This is a genomic window from Nostoc sp. (assembly GCF_036917675.1).
GTDB lineage: Bacteria > Cyanobacteriota > Cyanobacteriia > Cyanobacteriales > Nostocaceae > Nostoc.
In genome coordinates this window covers 1-20,165 of record NZ_JBALCT010000063.1, presented here as the reverse complement: position 1 = coordinate 20,165, position 20,165 = coordinate 1, and the positions used below count along the sequence as shown (strand labels likewise).

General features: G+C 42.5%; 21 protein-coding genes and 1 pseudogene. 11 read left to right on the top strand and 11 right to left on the bottom strand.

Going from position 1 to position 20,165, the window contains the following annotated elements; translation table 11 throughout:
- Positions 1-236 precede the first annotated feature (236 nt).
- Both V7K31_RS23910 and V7K31_RS23905 read right to left on the bottom strand, forming a co-directional pair.
- Positions 237-839: a hypothetical protein gene (locus V7K31_RS23910; RefSeq protein WP_334822824.1), complete on the bottom strand. Its 603-nt coding sequence runs from the start codon at positions 837-839 to the stop codon at positions 237-239.
- 192 nt (positions 840-1,031) lie between these two features.
- Entirely contained in the window at positions 1,032-1,475 is a 444-nt protein-coding gene (locus V7K31_RS23905) for a DUF29 domain-containing protein (RefSeq protein ID WP_335097315.1), read from the bottom strand.
- A 476-nt stretch (positions 1,476-1,951) separates the two neighbouring features.
- Between V7K31_RS23905 and V7K31_RS23900 the strand changes: the two genes are divergently transcribed.
- The 4 genes from V7K31_RS23900 (at position 1,952) to V7K31_RS23885 (ending at position 4,744) form a co-directional block, all read left to right on the top strand.
- A complete protein-coding gene (locus tag V7K31_RS23900; RefSeq protein WP_335097313.1) occupies positions 1,952-2,290 on the top strand; it encodes a hypothetical protein in 339 nt (112 codons plus the stop codon).
- Between the two features lie 311 nt (positions 2,291-2,601).
- Complete coding sequence (locus V7K31_RS23895) at positions 2,602-3,783, top strand: DUF58 domain-containing protein (RefSeq protein ID WP_335097311.1); 1,182 nt, start codon at positions 2,602-2,604, stop codon at positions 3,781-3,783.
- A gap of 206 nt (positions 3,784-3,989) precedes the next feature.
- Entirely contained in the window at positions 3,990-4,355 is a 366-nt protein-coding gene (locus V7K31_RS23890; RefSeq protein WP_292772661.1) for a ferredoxin thioredoxin reductase catalytic beta subunit, read from the top strand.
- Positions 4,352-4,744 carry a DUF309 domain-containing protein gene (locus tag V7K31_RS23885; RefSeq protein ID WP_335097310.1) on the top strand — a complete coding sequence of 131 codons (393 nt, stop codon included), beginning with the start codon at positions 4,352-4,354 and terminating at the stop codon, positions 4,742-4,744. Before V7K31_RS23890 ends, V7K31_RS23885 begins: the two co-directional genes overlap by 4 nt.
- A gap of 141 nt (positions 4,745-4,885) precedes the next feature.
- Here V7K31_RS23885 and V7K31_RS23880 read toward each other — a convergent pair whose 3' ends face one another.
- Together V7K31_RS23880 and V7K31_RS23875 are read right to left on the bottom strand one after the other, a co-directional pair.
- On the bottom strand, positions 4,886-5,776 hold the full coding sequence (locus V7K31_RS23880) for an NmrA family NAD(P)-binding protein (RefSeq protein WP_335097308.1): 891 nt from the start codon (positions 5,774-5,776) through the stop codon (positions 4,886-4,888).
- A gap of 47 nt (positions 5,777-5,823) precedes the next feature.
- On the bottom strand, positions 5,824-6,285 hold the full coding sequence (locus V7K31_RS23875; RefSeq protein ID WP_335097306.1) for a DUF6640 family protein: 462 nt from the start codon (positions 6,283-6,285) through the stop codon (positions 5,824-5,826).
- A gap of 280 nt (positions 6,286-6,565) precedes the next feature.
- On the opposite strand from V7K31_RS23875, the gene V7K31_RS23870 reads away from it, so the two are divergent.
- The 3 genes from V7K31_RS23870 to V7K31_RS23860 all read left to right on the top strand — a co-directional run bounded on the left by V7K31_RS23870 (position 6,566) and on the right by V7K31_RS23860 (position 9,171).
- Positions 6,566-7,063, top strand: a complete 498-nt coding sequence (locus V7K31_RS23870) for an LptA/OstA family protein (RefSeq protein WP_335097304.1) — start codon at positions 6,566-6,568, stop codon at positions 7,061-7,063.
- Between the two features lie 30 nt (positions 7,064-7,093).
- Positions 7,094-7,822, top strand: coding sequence for an LPS export ABC transporter ATP-binding protein (lptB, locus tag V7K31_RS23865; protein ID WP_334946538.1), 729 nt, complete (start codon positions 7,094-7,096; stop codon positions 7,820-7,822).
- 233 nt (positions 7,823-8,055) lie between these two features.
- Positions 8,056-9,171, top strand: coding sequence for an LptF/LptG family permease (locus V7K31_RS23860; RefSeq protein WP_442941364.1), 1,116 nt, complete (start codon positions 8,056-8,058; stop codon positions 9,169-9,171).
- A 215-nt stretch (positions 9,172-9,386) separates the two neighbouring features.
- Here V7K31_RS23860 and V7K31_RS23855 read toward each other — a convergent pair whose 3' ends face one another.
- Entirely contained in the window at positions 9,387-10,007 is a 621-nt protein-coding gene (locus tag V7K31_RS23855; RefSeq protein WP_335097316.1) for a CP12 domain-containing protein, read from the bottom strand.
- Between the two features lie 394 nt (positions 10,008-10,401).
- Here V7K31_RS23855 and V7K31_RS23850 point away from each other — a divergent pair, with 394 nt between their 5' ends.
- Positions 10,402-11,670 (top strand): hypothetical protein, encoded by a 1,269-nt coding sequence (locus V7K31_RS23850; protein ID WP_335097302.1) that lies wholly within the window; start codon positions 10,402-10,404, stop codon positions 11,668-11,670.
- A 30-nt stretch (positions 11,671-11,700) separates the two neighbouring features.
- Here the strand turns inward: V7K31_RS23850 and V7K31_RS23845 are convergent, their stop codons facing one another.
- Positions 11,701-12,378 carry an S-layer homology domain-containing protein gene (locus V7K31_RS23845; protein WP_335097300.1) on the bottom strand — a complete coding sequence of 226 codons (678 nt, stop codon included), beginning with the start codon at positions 12,376-12,378 and terminating at the stop codon, positions 11,701-11,703.
- A 368-nt stretch (positions 12,379-12,746) separates the two neighbouring features.
- A complete protein-coding gene (locus V7K31_RS23840; protein WP_335097298.1) occupies positions 12,747-13,763 on the bottom strand; it encodes a Vgb family protein in 1,017 nt (338 codons plus the stop codon).
- Positions 13,764-14,459: 696 nt separating this feature from the next.
- On the opposite strand from V7K31_RS23840, the gene rpiA reads away from it, so the two are divergent.
- The 3 genes and pseudogenes from rpiA to V7K31_RS31950 form a co-directional block, all read left to right on the top strand.
- On the top strand, positions 14,460-15,167 hold the full coding sequence (rpiA, locus tag V7K31_RS23835; protein WP_335097296.1) for a ribose-5-phosphate isomerase RpiA: 708 nt from the start codon (positions 14,460-14,462) through the stop codon (positions 15,165-15,167).
- Positions 15,168-15,405: 238 nt separating this feature from the next.
- The gene (locus V7K31_RS31955) at positions 15,406-15,795 is read left to right on the top strand and encodes a hypothetical protein (protein WP_442941363.1); all 390 of its coding nucleotides are present in this window, start codon (positions 15,406-15,408) and stop codon (positions 15,793-15,795) included.
- Positions 15,788-16,189, top strand: a pseudogene (locus tag V7K31_RS31950) (IS4 family transposase); the annotation flags it as partial. The gene V7K31_RS31955 and the pseudogene V7K31_RS31950, both read left to right, overlap by 8 nt.
- A 28-nt stretch (positions 16,190-16,217) precedes the next feature.
- On the opposite strand, the gene V7K31_RS23825 reads toward V7K31_RS31950, so the two are convergent.
- The 4 genes from V7K31_RS23825 to V7K31_RS23810 form a co-directional block, all read right to left on the bottom strand.
- Positions 16,218-16,361 (bottom strand): hypothetical protein, encoded by a 144-nt coding sequence (locus V7K31_RS23825; RefSeq protein ID WP_335097317.1) that lies wholly within the window; start codon positions 16,359-16,361, stop codon positions 16,218-16,220.
- A gap of 287 nt (positions 16,362-16,648) precedes the next feature.
- Positions 16,649-17,833, bottom strand: coding sequence for a beta-ketoacyl-ACP synthase (locus V7K31_RS23820; protein WP_335097295.1), 1,185 nt, complete (start codon positions 17,831-17,833; stop codon positions 16,649-16,651).
- 86 nt (positions 17,834-17,919) lie between these two features.
- Positions 17,920-18,720, bottom strand: coding sequence for a peptidylprolyl isomerase (locus V7K31_RS23815; protein WP_335097294.1), 801 nt, complete (start codon positions 18,718-18,720; stop codon positions 17,920-17,922).
- 140 nt (positions 18,721-18,860) lie between these two features.
- Complete coding sequence (locus V7K31_RS23810) at positions 18,861-19,430, bottom strand: photosystem I assembly protein Ycf4 (RefSeq protein ID WP_335097293.1); 570 nt, start codon at positions 19,428-19,430, stop codon at positions 18,861-18,863.
- Positions 19,431-20,165 lie beyond the last annotated feature (735 nt).

Sequence of the window (20,165 nt, the reverse complement as noted above, 5' to 3'; positions counted from 1 at the left end):
AATAAGTGGCTAGTTTTAATTATGTGGCGTTCAACCAATCTCATTCAGACTCCTCTGTATTCATTGTCAACTCAGCAATCAATTTCTCAGTCTTAGGCTTTGCTCGTCTTAACCCATAAATGCGTTGTACCAACAAGTTTTAACCGAGATTTATAACACCAACTATGGTGTTGCTTAAAACCCATTCTCAAAGAAGAATCTCTCAAAAACTGATTAGCTCTCTCCTGTCTTGATCGTCAGCCCGACTGCGCCATCCAAATGAGAAAGCCCAAAATTTGCTCAACCGGAGGGAGGGGGTAATCTGTAAAATCTATCGACGCGCATTGCCCTTCCAACTTCAGAAACCGCCAAACTGTGCCACTTGTCACCGTTCCGAAAATCGTCGAGATTGGCTGTTGCTTTTGTTGGTTGAAGCGTTGGGCTGCTACCATTTCGGCGAGGCATTGCCCTAGAGCTGGTTTAAGGTCTTCCTTTTTGGCTTCCACTAGGATAACTGCCGGAGCTTTGATATATAGCTGCTCTCTTGAACGACTAATGAGAAAGTCAACATAGCCAGTGAGTTCGGCCTCCGGTTCGACATTGAATTCTTCCCCAGAGAAAACGCTAATCTGTCCTTTAAGTTGACGTTTTACCTCTAATAATACGGGATTGATGATACCTTCAGAACGGGCTTTTTCGCTACTGACTGCGATCGCCCAAGGAATCGTTTCTTTAAGAATATCCTTCAGCAAAGGAGTCGGAGTGACTGAGGGAATTTCTGGTAGGAAGCGGCCTCCTTCAACAATTGTGAGATGGAAATCTTCTACAGCTTTACTGAGAGTGAATTTACTGTATGGCATAGGCTTATACTTATCAGTGAGTATGGAATAGCTGACTTAAAGTTCAAGTCGATATTCTATTCACCCTCAATCCTAATCACTTTACGCGATTGGGGCAGGCGATCGCTCAGATCACCCAAGTTCCTCAATCAAAATTAGGATCATCTCTCGGTACTGCTTTCATTTCACAAAAATCAGATCAGACTGATATATTTAAAGTGAATAATTTTCATCTAATAATTGTACAAGAGTGTAAGGACACTTTTCTAGAAAAATAGTTAAATCGGTTTTAATTTTCACAAAATCAACCGCACTTTGATAAATATTCTCTAAATCATCCTGTAACTTGTTTATTAAATTCGTCGTTAAATGATTATTTAAGTCATATCTAAAGGTTTTAATTTCTCCCATCCAATGACGATAGTTTCTTTCATATTCAACTTGCCAATATTGGAGTAATAATATATGAATAATAATTTGCCTTAAAATACTTTTAGCTTTAGCTAAATCTCTTTTACCCAAACTGATTAATTCCTCAATTAAGTTTTCTAAATCAAGTTTGCTAAACTCTTTTTGTTTTAATAATTCAATAGTTTCTTCTAACCATAAATTATCATCAGTTTCATAGAGTTGTTTTAAGTTGGTAGTAATTGTCATATTTTACCTTCTACCTACATTGCATAATTTCATCATATACAATTATAAATTTCGTAGACATCGCCATTGCCACATTCTCACAAAACGCGATGTCTACGACGGGCTATTCGGCGTCGCAACTGAGCTAATTATGAAGGAGCGATCGAAAACAAATCAATTATTTTTAAAGCTTATGATAGTCATGCTGGCAAACAGTATGTCACAATTCAGACAGGGATTGCTAGAGGTGAACGCGATGCCCCCACTACTCGACCGAAGTACCGACCAACGCATCGTCCATTATGGGACGTGGGAACAGTTCAAGTTCATCCAAAAGGGTTTTGACGGTTCTCCTGGTGTGCGGCTGTTTTACTATGACGATACGATTGAGATTCTCATGCCGGGACGTGAACATGAAATTTTTGCAAGTATCATCGGTTATTTAGTAACAACCTTTCTCGTTGAAAAGGGTATTTTTTTTTCAGCCAACCCGCTCAATGACCCAGGAAAAAGAAGGGCTTGTTTCGGTTCAAGCGGACGAGTCCTACTGCATTGAAAGCGCCAAACTGATTCCAGATTTGTCCATCGAAGTCGTTTTTACCAGTGGTGGTATCGGCAAGTTAGAGCGCTATAAAGCTCTGGGAGTACCGGAAGTCTGGTTTTGGGAAGATGGGCTATTGACGCTCTATGATCTACATAATGGCAGCAATGAACGCATTGATCGTAGCCAACTACCTGGACTCAATGACCTCAATTTGGATTTGCTGAGACGCTACATTTTGATGGCTGAGACTGACGCTGGTGAAGCCATTAGAGCGTTTCGTCGAGAGATTTAACAGTTAGTAACTTTATGGACAAATATCCTTAAGCCACTTTTCCTGGTGTTACCCGGAATGGATAAACTGCAATACCCTCTATCCCTGAACTAAATGTCGCTGGGATTACCTTTCTTATAATACCCAAATTACCATGTTTGGGTAAATTGTCTATATAATCAATCAATATTTATAACACTCTTGTCTTTCGCTGCTGCTTTCATTTCACACATTTAAAATATAGCAGTCCTAAATCATTTGTGAAAAATGGCTTTTTTGGCAAACCCCTGAGACACTGTGAATTTCGGGTGGTATTGGGTTAAAAAAGAAACATGAAAATCATCAAACCCATCACTAATTGGTTAGAAATTCACGCTTGTGCCCCTTCTTATGGCGGTTGGATACTAGCAGCAACCGCTATTTGTTTTTTTGGAGCAGGTATCAATACGATGGCTGGTTGGCTGTACGCCATTAGCGGCATCAGTTTTGCCCTTTTGGGTGTAGCAGCTATCTTACCGCCGCGATCGCTCACAGGTCTATCCATCACCCGCCGTCCCATGCAACCTGTGTCAGCCGGCGATGATCTAACGGTGGAATTAGAAATCCGCAATCAGAGACAGCAGCCTGTAAGCTTATTGCAAGTTGAAGATATACTACCCTTCGTCTTGGGGAAACCAGTACAAAAGGCAATCGAAACAATTCTTAGCCAAAGCAGTTATCGTTGGGTATATTACCACCCTACCCAGCGCCGGGGTATCTATCGCTGGCACACAGTCGAACTGGGTTCTGGTGCGCCTTTGGGATTGTTTTGGTGTCGCCGTCAGCGTGATTGTGCTGCAATGGCGATCGTCTATCCCACAGTGTTACCCTTGGCTACCTGCCCCTTAGTAGATGGAATGGGGCAAGAAGAGAGCAAAAGGGGTGATAGCCGTGGTAGACCATTGCAGACAGCGACAACGGGGCTGGTGCGATCGCTCCGTCCCTACCGCGTTGGAGATCCGACACGTCTGATTCATTGGCGGACTAGCGCCCGCTATGGCGAATTAAGGGTGCGGGAGTTAGAAATGGTGACAGGTGGACAAGAGATAGTTATTGCCCTTGACAGCGCTAGCAAGTGGGAAGAAGAAAACTTTGAACAAGCAGTAATTGCCGCAGCTTCGCTGTATTTTTACGCACAGCAACAACAATTAGAGGTGCAACTCTGGACAGCATCAACAAGTTTAATTAAAGGCGATCATTTTGTTTTAGAAACCTTAGCAGCAACCACAGCCCTAGAAGATGCCAGTTCAGTAGTTCCTAAAAGCTACCCTTTGATTTGGCTGACTCAAAACTCCCTGAGCCTTGCGACTCTTCCTCAAGGCAGTCGCTGGGTTTTGTGGCCAAATATTTCCTCACCAGCAGAACCAGAGGTAATCAATTGGGAACACCCTGGTATAGTAATGCAGCGCGATGTCTCCGACGGGCTAGGCCTACGCTCACTGCAATCGCAACTGCAAAAAACATTACATTCATAAATCAATTCAAATTTTATAATTCCAAAGACTGCTGACAGGTTAAGCTTTGGCGATTTCTGAGATTTTGTCTGATCCCAGCACACCGGACATATCAGCCTTTGAGCAAAGGTAAAACAATTGCAACAGGTAAGTTTGGGGAAATACACCCAGTAATCCCCACATGAGGCTGAGGTACAATGCAAAGAAATATTTAAATTATGAGCGACATGATCACATCAGAACATAACACAAAATCCAGCGATAGAAGTCTAGAGGCAATGCGGCATTTTTCCGAACAATACGCCAAGCGTACTGGAACATATTTCTGTTCTGAACCTTCAGTCACCGCAGTTGTGATTGAAGGACTAGCCAAACATAAAGACGATCTAGGTGCGCCTTTATGTCCCTGTCGTCATTACGAAGATAAAGAAGCTGAGGTTCACGCCACATATTGGAACTGTCCCTGTGTGCCAATGAGAGAACGCAAAGAGTGCCATTGCATGTTGTTCCTCACCCCTGACAACGAGTTTGCTGGAGAAAAACAAGAAATCTCTCTCGAAACAATTAAAGAAGTACGAGAGAGCATGGGATGAGCGAAATCATGCCCCAAGAGTTTTGGCAAGGTGTAGAACAGTTCAATTCTGGTGAGTTCTACGCCTGTCATGACACTTTAGAGGCTTTGTGGATTGAAGCTGGCGAACCAGAAAAAACCTTTTATCAAGGCATTCTCCAGATTGCTGTAGCACTGTATCATTTGGAGAATCGTAACTGGCGAGGTGCAGTAATTCTACTTGGAGAAGGCAGTAATCGCCTACGGCGTTACCCATCTAGTTACGGTGGGGTTGACGTAGATGAGCTATTGAGTCAAAGCGCAGCATTGTTGACGACATTACAACAAATAGGGCAAGACTTGATTAGCGCTGGCGAACTGGGTGAAAATGAAGCTTTATCTTTACCTATAATTGTCCTAGTTAGCGATTAATAAAGTTTAAGCAGATGAAGGAAAACAAGGAAGATAGGGAGAAAAATTACTTCCTTGTCTCCTTGTTTTTCTTTTGTATAGCTTTCTTGTCTATTCCCTCAACTAAAAATTGTCTGGAGTATTGTTATTTGGAGTTGTAGGTTAGATTTTTGAAATTATATCAATAGCGCTTGTCCACTGAACATTAGGATATCGGTCATTATCCAGCGGTTTATTTTGGACGCTAAACATACTATACAAATACTGACTAACTTGCCAATCCGGATACATCTGTTTTTCTCCTTCCGGGTGTGCCGCCTGCTCCCTTTTGTTTGAGGCAGAAAAATCTTCCAAGCTTCCCATTGGGACAAGTTTAAAATTTGTCTTTTTAACTTCTTCGCCTATAGCAATCAATTCGTTTGGACTAATCTGGAAACTGGCAATCCGTAGAATTGTTGGAGTTGCGGAGTCTAACGCTGCGGCTGCGGTATAATCTGCCGTATTGTCCATAGTCGAAAAGTCCACTTTCCAGTCAGGATTATCTCCCCAATAGGCAACACTATGGTCATTTGGATTATAAAGCGGCGTCTTATAGCTCAATATATTTGCAAAAGCACCATTTAGTATAGAGGTTGCAGCGATTGGCGATTTGTCCAGGTATTTATGGAACTCTTTTCTTAAATCAAAATTTCTGTTTTCACCTTCAGGCATTTTTGTAAAGTCAGATGAAAAATCAGACGGAATGAAACGGGGTACGCCCGCAGCTATGGCTGCATCAAGCAATAGCGTTTGGGAATCTACGATTACATCCTGTAGCCCTGCCAACGCAGAGACAACACAGGATACGCCTTGGCATGCAAGTTTAAGCTCTTCAACATCTGACATGTCTACTGCAATTACCTCAGCACCAAGTTCGGTCAGTTTCTTTATTTTCACTGGGTCAATTTCGTTACGGCTAAGGACACGTACTTTTGCCCCTCTTTTTATTAAAGCTTTAACGATTCGTCCACCGAGATTACCTGTTCCGCCTGCTACTAAAATTGTTTGTTTCATATTATTTTCCCAAATTTAACTTTTGTGCTGTGTAAATGGTTATGGTTTTAGATGGCTGCTTTCTTAAGCGCTCTGTTTTCTAAGTAGTAACCTAATGCAATTAAAGGAAAAATAACTATAATGTCCAAAATTAACTGGTTAAGTTCAACGCCAAGTATTTTAGGCATTTGTACATGATTGATTCCCGAATCTACCAATGCGGTATCGGGGAACAGTATGGCAGGCAGTTGCGCTAACCAATATAATGATGCCAAAACTGTAGCTTCGTTTAACTTCTGCTTTTTCGTTATTCCCTGTCTAAACCATAAACAATATATGGCTAGAAAACCGAGCATAGCACCTAATACCATAGTTTGCGCGTTGTGAATTTTAGCATGCGGAGTCCACGCCGGGTTATAAATGTGCGTTATATTCCAATCCGCGAGATAGGGAGATACACCAGTAAATATTGCAACTAAAGAAATTAATATTTTGCCTATTGTCCATCTTGATTTTGTTGTTGAAGTCACGGTTTAAGATTTTAAATGAAACCAGAGAAACCAAATTTTATCAAGGTTTTGGTTAAAGTTGATACTAATCAGGTGTAAGGTGTGGCGAAAAAAGTTAAGACCGTTATATTTAAGTTGTGGTGGATTTTAGATAAAATCTGCTGAAACCTTGAGGTTGGGGGTAGCGTCACTATTTCAACCAGTAGTTATCGGAAATCACTCCAGATTGGATATTTCATAGTCTGGATAAAGTAGTTGAGATAATTAGAATGCAAGCCCAAATCCTGAATCCCCAATTGCTATGATGCCCTGCTATCAATTGCCAATATCACAAATGCGTCGCTTTGGATTAGCTTTAATGCTGCCAGTTGCACTCTTGGGCGCTTTTGTCTTCCCTACCCAACTACAAACCGCTACTGCACAAACATCTGGAGCAAATCGCCCCCTCACTATCCGCGCTGATGTGCAAGAATATGACGCTAAAAATCAAGTAGTCACCGCTCGCGGGAATGTGCAAATGTTGTATCCGGCTCGCCAGATTCAGGCAACATCTGCCCAAGCACAGTACTTTAGTAAAGAACGCCGAATTGATTTCAGTGGCAACGTCTATATTTTGCAACAGGGCGGTAACAGTATTCGGGCGGAGAAAGTAACCTATTTAATTGATGAAGGGCGATTTGTTGCCTTACCCCAATCGAACCGTCAGGTAGAGTCCATCTACATGGTGCAGGAATCAAATAATAATGGAGAAACTGCGACACCTGCCCCAAAGACACCAACATTCAAACCTTCTAATTAGCATCTACCACCAAGAAAGGGTGCCTCCAGCGTGAAAATTGTTTTAGAGAATATTCACAAATCTTATGGCAAGCGAGTAATTGTCAATCGTGTCAATCTTTCTGTTGCTCAGGGCGAAGTCGTTGGTTTACTAGGCCCCAATGGGGCTGGTAAAACTACGACCTTTTACATTGCCACAGGTTTAGAAAAACCCAATCAAGGAAAAGTCTGGCTAGGTAATCTGGATGTTACAGCAATGCCAATGCACAAAAGGGCGCGATTGGGTATTGGTTATCTAGCACAAGAACCAAGTGTTTTTCGCCAACTCTCGGTAGAGGATAATATTCTGTTGGTGCTAGAGCAAACGAATGTGCCACGATGGGAGTGGTCAAGGCGACTAAAAACTTTACTGCGGGAGTTTCGGTTGGAAAAATTAGCCAATAGCAAAGGAATTCAACTTTCTGGTGGTGAGCGACGGCGGACGGAATTAGCAAGGTCTTTAGCTGCTGGACAAGAAGGTCCAAAATTTTTACTTTTGGATGAACCATTTGCGGGAGTTGATCCGATCGCAGTCTCAGAAATTCAGCAAATTGTGGCACAACTGCGCGATCGCGGCATGGGAATCTTAATTACAGATCATAATGTCCGCGAAACCCTGGCGATCACCGATCGCGCCTACATCATGCGCGAGGGACAAATTCTCGCTTTTGGCGCTGCTGACGAACTCTACAGCAATCCCCTCGTGCGACAATATTATTTAGGGGATAATTTTCAAGTCTAAATTAACAATTATTTAGTTAATATTTTCAAAGGATATTTTTATTGTTTATTTTTAAGCCTAAATTTCTTAGTTAATTTCATTTTGCATTCTCAGATATTGAGAATTTAATTTTGATATTAAACAGATGCTTTGCTTTTCTAGGGGTTGCTAATATTTAACTTTTCAAGTTGCTTATGATTTCAAAGAAGCTCACGTCTTTCTACAGCCTCAATTCGCTGCTGCCTTTTACGATCATGGATCGCTATCTTACCAGCGAATTGTTAGCGCCGTTTTTCTTTGGTGTCGGAGCTTTTTCATCACTTGGTGTCACCATTGATGCTGTATTTGATCTCGTCAGAAAAATTGTAGAATCTGGGCTACCTATAGACATTGCTATTCAAGTTTTTTTGTTAAAGTTTCCCAATTTTATCGTTTTAGCCTTCCCCATGTCTACGCTGCTGGCTACTTTGATGACCTACAGTCGTCTTTCTAGCGACAGCGAACTAATTGCCCTGCGTGGTTGTGGGGTGAGTGTCTATCGCATGGTGCTAACTGCTGTGATGTTAAGTCTTGTGGTAACAGGAATGACATTTGTATTTAACGAACAAATTGCACCAGCAGCAAATTATCAAGCGGCGATGACTCTAGATAAAGCCCTCAAATCAGATAAGCCAACTTTTAAACAGCAAAATATTTTCTATCCTGAATACCAGGATGTTGTTCAGCCGGATGGCTCTAAGAATAGAAGATTGACACGCTTATTTTACGCCGACCAGTTTGATGGTAAGCGGATGAAAGGTTTGACAATTATAGACGGCTCAACAACAGGTCTGAATCAAATTGTGGTATCAGAATCTGCCCAGTGGAATCCTTCTCAAAATGTCTGGGATTTTTACAACGGCACGATCTATTTTGTCGCTGCCGATCGCTCTTATCGCAACATTGTCAGATTTGAACACCAACAACTGCAACTACCGCGCACGCCATTAAGTCTGGCAGAAAAAAGCCGGGACTATGGTGAGATGAATATTTCTGAAGCACTACAGCAACTAGAAGTAGAAAATCTCGGTGGCGATCGCCAAAAAATTCGTAAACTCGAAGTGCGGATTCAACAAAAAATCTCTTTACCTTTTGTATGCGTAGTTTTTGGCTTAGTAGGTGCAGCGATGGGAAGCATACCGCAGCGAACTGGAAGAGGCACCAGCTTTGGGATTAGTGTGATCGTAATTTTTTCATACTACTTAATTTTCTTTATTAGTGGTGCGATCGGGCAAGCAGGTGTCCTCTCTCCCTTTATCGGCGCTTGGTTGCCCAACTTTCTTTTTTTGGGAATAGGTCTATTCTTATTAATCCGAGTTGCCAAACGGTAAATTGAGGAACTGCTACCATGTACATACAAATCATCCCTGTCCTGACTTTAATCCCTCTCCTTACTAAGGAGAGGGACAGGTTTTGCACAAGCAAAACCAGGGTGAGGTTTTCTTAAGCTATTCGATAAACCGTAAATTGCGTCCAGAGAGACTTATGTGTACACCGTAGTCTTCTAGGAGAGAGGTCAAATTCCAGCCATCCAACTCACCTTCAATTACGGATGATAATTTCGACATTGCGGTGCGTCTGGGTTTTCCTTACAGTATTCTTGAAAAGAAACTTTGGCTGATACCATACCCTCAGCTTTCTGATGAGCTGCTTCTGCTTGGAGTTCTTCTACCTCATCCCAAGCGGCTGCACAGGGTTTAGAATAGGCACCTTGTTCAGTGCAAATAGCACGAGCCTGCTCAATTGCTTTTTGAATTCTCTCCTCCAGCAGTAGCGCTTGTGGCGCTTCCACAAAGTCGCTTTTGGTCAAAATGTCGGTAATCGAGATGATGCCCAACAGCTTGCCTTGAATCACAGGTGCCCTGTGGATACCAGTATTAGCAAATAACCGCGCTACATATTCCACACCCAAATCAGGATTTACTACAATGCAGGGCTTGCTCATAATTTCATAAACCCGCACTTGCTTTGGATCTTTACCGTAGGCTGTTACCTTATAAACAATATCCGTTTCTGTGACAATGCCATAAGCATCATTGTCATAGCGACGATCCACAACCAGCGCCCGCAATCTTTTTTCCTTCATCACCCCCACTGCTTCAGCAACAGTCGCCGAACCGCGAATGGTAACTACGTCTTTGGTCATGATATCTTCAGCTTTCATCATTGCTGTAGTCTCCTGGTTAATAGTAGGGTGCAGCAGTGCGCCTTCAGAGCGCACAGTTTGCTAACTAGAAAGTAAAAAAGTTGAACTTTTGTCCGGCTACAACAATAAATTAGACCAGTTGTCAACTCCTGATGTTATCCAATGTGACCGATACCCAAAAACTAACCATAAATTGCCATAACTTTCTACAAAATCTTGCCAAAGCACTCCAGCCGCTAATAAGTAAATTTTTGACTTGGTAACGACTAATAACTGATGGAGAAGTTAGGATTAAATCACCATTCAAACTTAAGTTGAGATATTTCCTGTTGAGGAAAGCAAAAGCATTAAACAGCAATGTCTTCAGCTTCCGTCAAGTTTTCCCGATTTCGAGTAAATTTCAATTACCAATCCCATGCCACATCGATATTATCCTCCCGCATACTTACGCTATCTCAGAGCCAGATTATTATGGAATCTAGGGCGACCTGCTTTTTGGGGAACTGCAATTTTTTTATCTGTAGTAGGGCTAGGAACCTGGGAATACTGGTCAAATCCAGATATTTTCGTTTATAAGCAAAAAAACCAAGTCGCTTCACAAAAGCCTGCTGATTCCGAACTGTCAGCAGAAAACAGAGCTATTGCAGCCGATATTGATAACTTGCCAGTTTTATTTAATGACTTTGAGCAAGCAACTCTCTCAGCACCAGCAAATACCCCGAAGGAAAACACTAACGAAAAAAAGAGCAACGACTTATTAGACAATATAACTAACACGCAAAAGTCTGCTAGTGATACCAAATTAAATCCTGGTTTAGGCGTTAATGGCCACACCTCGCCAGCCCTGGAAAATCCCTTTGTTGTCCAAACAGAAAATTTATTGCGTACTGGGACGGTTGATAATAATAACCAGCTTCTAGGTCTTAAGACCTTAAATGCGGCGTCTGAAGCAATGGGGGAGGGACAAACATCCTCTAGCCTGGGTATTGGATTTACTAATCAAACCAACAAGAATCAAAATTCTCTCTCTATCAGCCCTCTGCAAGCGGCGCTCAACCAATCGACAAACCAGAAATTGTCTAACTTCAATGGTACTGCAACTCAGACAAATGCATCGGGACGAGTCTCTGACCCAGGAACAACGCTAATGCCACCCATCAACAGCTTACCAAGTCAGAATTCTCTACCAAGTACTGGGTTAACTGCTGGGACAGGCTACACCTCAACGGGTGCGAACTTACCACAAAATTCCTACAGTAATTTAAATAACGGTCAGGTATTGCCTAGTAATGGGTTAACTACTGGTACTGGTTATACTTCAACGGGTACGAACTTACCGCAAAATCCCTACAATAATTTAAATAGTGGTCAGGTAGTGCCTAATGTATCACCATTGACACCCCCAGTTACCTCTCTGGCTCCAACTAATATTGCACCTTACTCTAGCCAGAGTCCAAGTCAAGGCGTTGTCATCCCCACAAACCCTGTAGGATATGGTAATTATGGCTTGCAGCAGCCGACTCAACTACCACAGTCCTATGGTAATTATGGCTTGCAGCAGCCGACTCAACTACCACAGTCATATGGGAATTATGGTATGCAGCAGCCGACGCAATTACCACAGTCTAATTACCAATATCTTCGCCAGCTTCAACAGAAGTATACAGGTAATGGGCAAAGATGATTTTAAGCACCTTGGGTGGATAAAGTCTAGCTAAGGTGATTGTGGGCTATTTGGAATAATCGGAACTTCTGGTGTTTCGGGTTGTTGCTGTTGTCGTTGTAAATATTTACTCAATAGATAAGCCATATCTCCACGGGTCACGGGTTTTAATGGGAAAATATTACCTTGAGCATCTGTGTTCAGAAATCCCTCAGTAGCTACTGTAGCGATCGCTTTTCTAGCCCAAGCTGGGATAGACTTTTCATCTGGATGTGAAGCCAGAATCTCATTAACAGCATCATCGGAAAACTGAAATACACCATAAGCCTGGGCGAAAATAGCCAGAGCTTCTGCCCTTGTCACCTTTTGGTTAGGGAAAAATTCATTGCCGCGATAGCCTTTCATGATGTCAGTTTTTAAGACTGTCTGTATATCATTAAATGCCCAATAAGAACGAGGAACATCTGGAATAGTTAAATTTTCTTTGCTCACAGCTTGTCTTTTATCTAGCCGAAATGTCTTTACCATAATCGACGCTAATTCAGCGCGACTAAGTAATCTTTCTGGATAAAATTTGCCATCAGAAAAGTTTGTCATCCATTTGACAGCAGTTACCTGTTGAATGGAATCATCTGGGATTCCAGAAGTAGATTCTGGCACTTGAGCAATTGCTGGCAAGTTTTGTAGTAGTGCCACTAAAGATAGAGTAATTGAAAGCTGACGTATCATAATAACCACTTTTAGCTGCTAAATGAATTTCAAAAACTACGTTACTGAGGTTAACGCAAAATTTGGTGTTCCTAATAACCTGTAACTCAGTTAATGACGAACTTAGGCTGGGCAACAGGGCACAAGCATCTTATTTCTTAATAAAAACTAATGAAGATTCCAAAATGATCTAGATAAGGGACTTCCAAAAAATAAAATCACTAATGAATAGTAATAATAATCATTATTAGAGGGAGGAGTAGCAGCCATTGGCTGCTACTCCTCCAAATTGTAGTAAATTCAATTGAGATTCAAATTTTTGAGTGTTTGGAATCAAAATGCTCAAATCGCCTGGGGTTCCTACTCAAGCTCCAGTAATTGCTGGATTTTTATGATGTGGCTTTCTGCTTACGGCTAAGTACCTTGCTTGCTCCTAGCACAGCACCAAGTGCCAACACAGCTAGCCCCATTCTAGATTCAGGAATAACACTGCTGTCTTCAGTGAAAGCCAAAAAGCCAGCCCCCTTTAACCCACCTCGACCGGCAGGGATAAAGGTGTCAATAAAAGCTCCTGTCTTGCCGTTGTAACGCAATACATTGTTACTATTTAAGCCACTAACGTAAAGGTTTCCGTCCGGACCGAAGATTGGCTTGACAGGATCATTGAGTCCGCCTCTGCCAGCAGGGACAAAAGTGTCGATAAAGGCTCCTGTCTTACCGTTAAAGCGTGAAATATTGCTAGTCTCAAAGTTAGCAACGTAGAGATTGCCATCTGGTCCAAAGGTTAAGCCACCAGTTCCTGACCCTTTTTCCTCGGTTGCAAAAGTGTCGATAAAAGCTCCGGTTTGCCCGTTATACCTTAAAATACTATCAGTAAGAGTACTACTGACGTAGAGGTTCCCGTCTGGACCAAAGCTCAAACTGAAAGGTGCACTGAGTCCGCCGCTACCTGATGGGACAAAGGTGTTGACAAAAGCTCCTGTTTGCCCGTTGTAGCGTTGAACACTATTACTAGTGCGGCTGTTAATGCTGGTAACGTAAAGGTTGCTGTCAGGACCAAAAACCAAGTCTTCAGGTGAATCTAGTCCACCACCAAGAGAAGGAACAAAGGTACTAATGAAATTTCCTGTTTTTCCGTCGTAACGTTGCACGCTACCGCTCAAAATATTACTAACATAAAGATTTTTATCGGGTCCAATAGTTAAACCAGTTGGTCCCTGTAGTCCGCCACTACCTGAAGGAACAAAATCATCAATGAATTCTCCCGTTTTTTCGTCGTAGCTCAGAACGGAGTTATTATAATAACTCCCCACTAAAAGTGCTGCATTAGCTCTTGGGGCTATCCCTCCTAGCAAGGCGAAGCTGATCAGTGGGAGGCTGATCTCACAAAAATTGAAAAATCTCATAATTTTGTTAGCCAAAACAACCATAATTACTTAGTACAGTCAATCATACATTCGTAACATTTCTATTAGTAACTAAGTTGCTAGTTATGAAAATAAGCAAGGCGATTTTGTCAATACGTCTTTGAATAGAAATAAATCTGCTCAAACAACATCAGGCTTGGTCTGTTCAACTAATTTAAATCCTTGTTCTCCACAAGTAGTTTCACCGCTTACTTCTATTATCTGGAGACGAGAGCAACGCGAAAATGTGAGATCGGGGTTTAACTATCAATTACATCGCTAAATTATCAATAAAACCAGGTTTTTTCATTGCGATCGCCTAGCATATTGGACTTTGGACAAAGCATAATTGAGCTAATTCATTATCTTTCTTAATCCCAGAAATGTAGGCGTAGCTCGTCGCAGACATCGCAGACTTAACCCACAGCCAAGTTCTAACCTGCATTAGTAGGGTGCTAATAATCACCATTAATGGTACTGAGCGTGACAGTAAATCATCCAGCGATGCCTGCGGCGGGCTACGCCTACGCTAATTGCTGCTTTTACCCTCCAGAAACATTTGCCGCTACTGCGCCCAAGATTAGATCATATTTTTGCGGAAATTGGCTAAAGCAAAAACTTGTTTTTTACCTTTCATCTTTTGGCGTTATCTGCCCACTACTATGGACTATAGTCAGTTTTTCAGGAGTTTTGGGAATGACAGCAGCAGATCCCGTAAAGTTGATGAAGCAAGAAGTTGGCAAAGCCGCCGCAGCCCTAGTTAAGTCGGGTTCGATTGTGGGGTTGGGTACGGGGTCAACTACAGCATATACGATTCAGTATTTAGGCGATCGCCTCAAGTCTGGTGAACTCAAAGATATCATTGGTATACCCACCTCATTTCAGTCAGAAGTGCTGGCGAAACAGTACGGTGTTCCTCTCGCAACCTTAGACGCTATCGACCACATCGATATTGCCATTGATGGGGCTGATGAAGTCGATCCCCAGAAGAATTTGATTAAAGGCGGTGGTGCAGCACATACCCGCGAAAAAGTCGTAGACTATCTCGCAGAACAGTTCATCGTCGTGGTAGATAGTGGCAAGTTAGTAGACCGCTTGGGTTCTACTTTCGCTGTACCCGTGGAAGTGATTCCAATGGCAATTACTCCTGTTACCAATGCCATCAAAAAACTCGGTGGCAAACCAGAACTCCGCATGGGTGTAAGAAAAGCTGGCCCAGTAATCACTGATCAAGGGAATTTTGTCTTAGATGTCAGATTTGACTCCATTGAAGATCCAGCCAGCCTAGAAAAGATATTGAATAACATTCCTGGTGTTCTCGAAAATGGTATCTTCGTTAACTGTGTCGATTTAGTTTTGATTGGTGAAGTCAAAGATGGACAGCCATTAGTACGGCAACTTTGACAAAACAGAATTCAGGAGTCAGGAGTCAGAATTTAGAATTGAATTCTGTGTGATATCATGTCCGCTTGATTGCTTATTAAACCCGAAGAACCCCACCCCTTAATCCCCTGGATTAAGGGGTGGGGTGCAATGACTGTGGAAATCGTAACTAATTATGCGGACATGATAAGCTGTTGCACATTTAAATTGCATATTCTGGGCGCTCATCTTGCCATTGGTGTCAAGTTAAGAAAAATGGATGGCTGTCAAGAGTGGACAAATCAATGGTAAAAGTCAACACAAGGGTGTTGAAAAAGCCATGAGTAAACCACGGAAAAAACAAGGTAATCCAGATTTTCGCCATCGAGTCAGCGTACCGGCTCCAGGCAGTAAAGAGATAGAATCACGCCTGTTTGAACTAATCAGCTTAGGTACATTTACTAACCTTAAAGGGGTAAAAGACAAAGAATGGAGCTTGCGTTCACGAGTACTGACCTTACCAGTCATGGCAGCAATAGTGTTGAGTCTAGTGTATCGACAAGTACAACATCTCACGGATCTATTGCGATCGCTAGAAATAGAAGGATTAATCTGGGTGGAAGCAACGAAAGTCAGTAAACTTGCGTTGTCTCAAAGACATTTTGACTAATGTTCTTGACCCACAACAACTTTCGGCACAAGAAATTTGTGATTTATACCGACGACGTTGGTCCATTGAGGAGGCATTTTTATTGACTAAGCGATTGTTGGCTTGTCCGATCTTTGGGTTGGTGTCACAAACGGTGTACAAATGCAATATATACGCTACTTGGATTTTCTACGCTGTTCTGAATGACTTGTGTGCTGATGTAGCCTAGTTTACTGCCGTAGGCATCGCTCTACGACAGCCTATTGAACGCATTTCCGTAGAAATGGTGTTTCGTATCTGATATTTTTTTCACCGCTCACTTTTACTTAACCCTAAGTTACAACTTATTCCTTGGCTTGTGGAACATTATCCTTGGATGGGCTTATTTAAAGGCGTCCGTCAACGTCACCGATGAACGGCTGCTCACTCTCTTGACATCTGGGCTAATCCCTTAACTTGACACCAATGGAGTGACATCCTCGCATAAACTCACCACAACAAGTGACAATCGGTAAATGACAGGCGATCGCATCCAATGTTGTGTTTCCACCCGCCCACTCAAAGGTATCTAAATAAATGTCTGCCAAAGAAAGCAAGTCAAAGTAATCCTCACGGGGTAGGACAGGAGAGAATACACAAGTTCATCTGATAAACTTTGGCTGTCAATTAGCAGTGTTATATCTTGTCTAGCTGGATGTGTGAAAAGAGTTCTGAGAACTTTATCAAGTCTTCGGCGATCGCTGTTTCTAAATTAGACCATTCACGAAAAATAATAAAATTAATATCTCTTAATTCATTAATTAAGATAGCGTTGCAATAACTAATAGCAAGCTGCTTTGTATATAGGCACTACTATATATGTTTTTACAAGTTTTTATCTTGCTAATGCGATCGCAGCATTCTGTCCGCCAAAGCCAAAACTCAAACATAAGACCTGCCTAATTTTACTTAGGCGTGCTGCTGTAACGATATCTAAATCAAACTCTGGCTGCTGCAATCCGACACAAGGCGGTAAAATTTGATGCTTTAATGCCATCAGAGAAAAAGCTACACCTAAAGCTCCAGATGCTCCTAGTGTATGGCCTGTGCTTCCTTTGGTGGAACTAACCGCCACTTTTTGGGGAAACAAACGCTGGATTACCATGCTTTCTATGCGGTCATTTAGCTGAGTAGCTGTGCCATGAGCATGAATGTAATCAATATCGGCTGGTGAGAGACAACTACGTTCTAGACATTGTTTGATGGCAGCGATCGCACTTTTCCCTTCAGGTTCTGGTGAATTGGGATGATATGCGTCGTTAGTTAAGCCAAAACCGAGAATTTCACCATACACTTTTGCTTGACGTTGCTTGGCCAACTCTGCTGATTCTAAGACAAACACAGCTGCGCCTTCGCCCAACACTAAGCCTTCCCGGTGCAAATCAAAGGGATAAGCCCCAGTTTTTGCCAAAGCACCCATCTGCTGAAACCCAGCTAAAGTTAAGGGTGTAATTGGTGCTTCCACTGCCCCAGCTAGAGCTTGTTGACATTGCCCAGTTTGGATGAGTAAAGCTGCTTGAGCAATAGACCAAATTCCAGTAGCACAAGCTGCCATCGGTGCCAAAACTATCCCCGATGCACCGATTTGTCGCGCAGATGCGATCGCATTCATCTGAGGTAATGTATCTAACCAATTTTTAAAAGAGGACATTGAAGACTCTTCCCCATGCCCCATGCCCCATGCCCCATCCCCTTGTGGGTGGAGTTTTTCATACATTTGCCTTGCCAGCATTTCCCAAGACGCTTGATAAGAGCGACTCGATCCAATGACTACAGTACAATCAGCTAAAGGTGCAACCAACCCAGCATCTTGCAAAGCAGAAGCAACAACCATCTGAGTTAACATAGTCAACTCAGATGGTTGTTGATCAATCAAACCTAGAGGAAGTGGTTTCAGTTCTGGAAATGGTTGATGTAATCGAATTCCAGATTTACCTGCGATTAAATTTCGCCAACTCTGCTCCAAGCTTCCACCCAAAGCGGAAATTAAACCAATACCAGTGACACAAACCTTAACCAATTTGAATTTTGCGAGTGAGGAATCTTTCGCTATTCAAACATTCAATTCTTAATTTTGAATTTTGAATTTTGAATTGATTTCTCCCCCTACTTTCCAGGTGTTTTCAGATTTTCAGCACCTTGGGTGACTTTAGCGGAGTCAATGCGATCGCCTTGCCGAATTTTGTTCACTACATCGAAGCCTTGAGTGACATTGCCAAACACGGCGTAGTTACCATCCAAGAAGGCTAGATCGGCTAAAGCAAAGTAAAACTGGGCAGAAGCAGAGTCTGGTGGTTGCGATCGCGCCATCGCTACTGCACCCTGTTTATGGGGCAATACGACGGCTTGAGCAGTAGCATCAAATGGTTTATTGTAAATCGGAGTATCTGAACCTTTTGGCTTAACTTCTAAGGGTATGTAGCGAGCGTTTCCCGTTTTCGGGTCAATATAACTACCTTCTCCCAGTTTATCTATTGAAACTTTCGGGTCTTTGCTTTTTGGATCGCCCCCTTGAACTACAAACGGTTGGGGTTCGCGTACAACTCGATGGAAAGCTAAACCATCGTACACGCCCTTTTGCACTAAATCTACGAAGTTGCCAGCTGTAATCGGGGCATCAGTGCCGTCTACTTCGATAGTAATCGGCGAGCCTTTAACCGTCATAACCACAGTAGCTTTGCCTTCGAGCCGTGGTAAATCTGTGATTCCAGGAATACTCTCACTACTACTTTGAGATACAGATATTGCTTCAGTAGTTGTCTTGGTGCTTGCCTCGCTTGTCGCCGAGGTAGCTGTCAAGCTTGGAGAAGACGTATTAGAAGCGACTTGCTGTGTTGAACATCCTCCCAACATCAAGGCACTGATAAGCACAAGAGAAAGCAAAAATTGTGAAATTTTTAACCGCATTGCCAGTTACTGATTCAACCAGAGTATCTTATCGTTTTGAGGGGGATTAGGCATGGGACATTGGGCATTGGGCATTGGGCATGGGGCATTGGGCATTGGACATTAATCACTTGACTCCTAACTCCTAACTCCCCACTCCCTTAAAGTCCTTCTAATGAGACTCCCAAGAAGCGGGCTAACTTTGCGCCTTCTGTTTCCAACTCAGTTAAGGATAACGGTTGTCCTACCCGTGTTAAGGGTATATCTCGCCGGCCTTTAACACGTAGATAGAGTGCGCGAAGGGGATTAAGACCTTCTTTGACGGCTATTCGCACAGATTGCACATCTTCTATGCGGCTGTCAATCTCAATTCGGCGGTTTTTGCCAGGAAATCCCCAACGGAATATTTTGATTGTGCCAGTTTCCTGATTAAATTCGTTGTAACCGCCTCCTACATCCAATAAAATCACTACCCATAGGTATGTGGCTAATAGCAAGCCAGCAGTGCCATATAACCCCATTACCAATCCTTGGGGGACGAATATCAGTTGAGTTGCATCGGTAACTATGAGTAAATTAACTTTTAAATAACTGGATATCCCAGCCAATAAAAAGCCGCTTGCTCCCAAGGTAACGATAGTTGCCCACCAGTAGTTACTGAAGCGACGAGAACCGAGAACATTTTGATGGAAGAGGCGATCGCCTTTGTTAATCGTTGTTGATGCCGTCATTGAACTACCATTGCCCGTGAAATACTAGCACACTGAATGTTTTTGCATTGAGTGGTGGCTTTCTGTGTATTTTACCAAATATCGTTGACAAAACTCAACTGCGGCCTTCGCTGCTGCTACCCATATAATAATTTGTTAAGGCAGGTTACATAATTTCTTTACTCAATGACTGATAAAAATTCTTTCTCATCTACCCCTGTGCCATTCTTATCCCCTCTCCCTGCCTCTTTTTGAACTCTTGGGAATGAGTTACTTACCTACGTCCATCGGCACTAAATTTTTTCAGATTTCTGAGAAAACTTGTGTCAAATTGTAAAAATTCTGATATTTATATTATTTATGAGGTTCGTGTTTCATATCCTGATTTGCTTGTTGTGTATCAGGCAAAACCCGGACTAGTGTGATAAATTAAGAATCATTAAGTTACCACAAGCTGGATTACTAGCCGATGGTACGTGTAATGTCATAACCCTGAGAAATGGTGACTTCACTGGTCGGCAAGCTCTCAGAATCTCAGTTGCTTTCAGGCTGTTGAGATTGTCAAAAAAAACGTTAATTCCTCACGGGAGTCGGTTACACTAGCTCTCCGTACTACCTTAGAAACGTTGCAATTTTAGTAAAAAAAGAGGATTTTAGTCCGATGACCATCGCAATTGGACGCGCCCCCAGTAGAGGGTGGTTTGACGTTCTAGACGACTGGCTCAAGCGCGATCGCTTCGTATTCGTAGGTTGGTC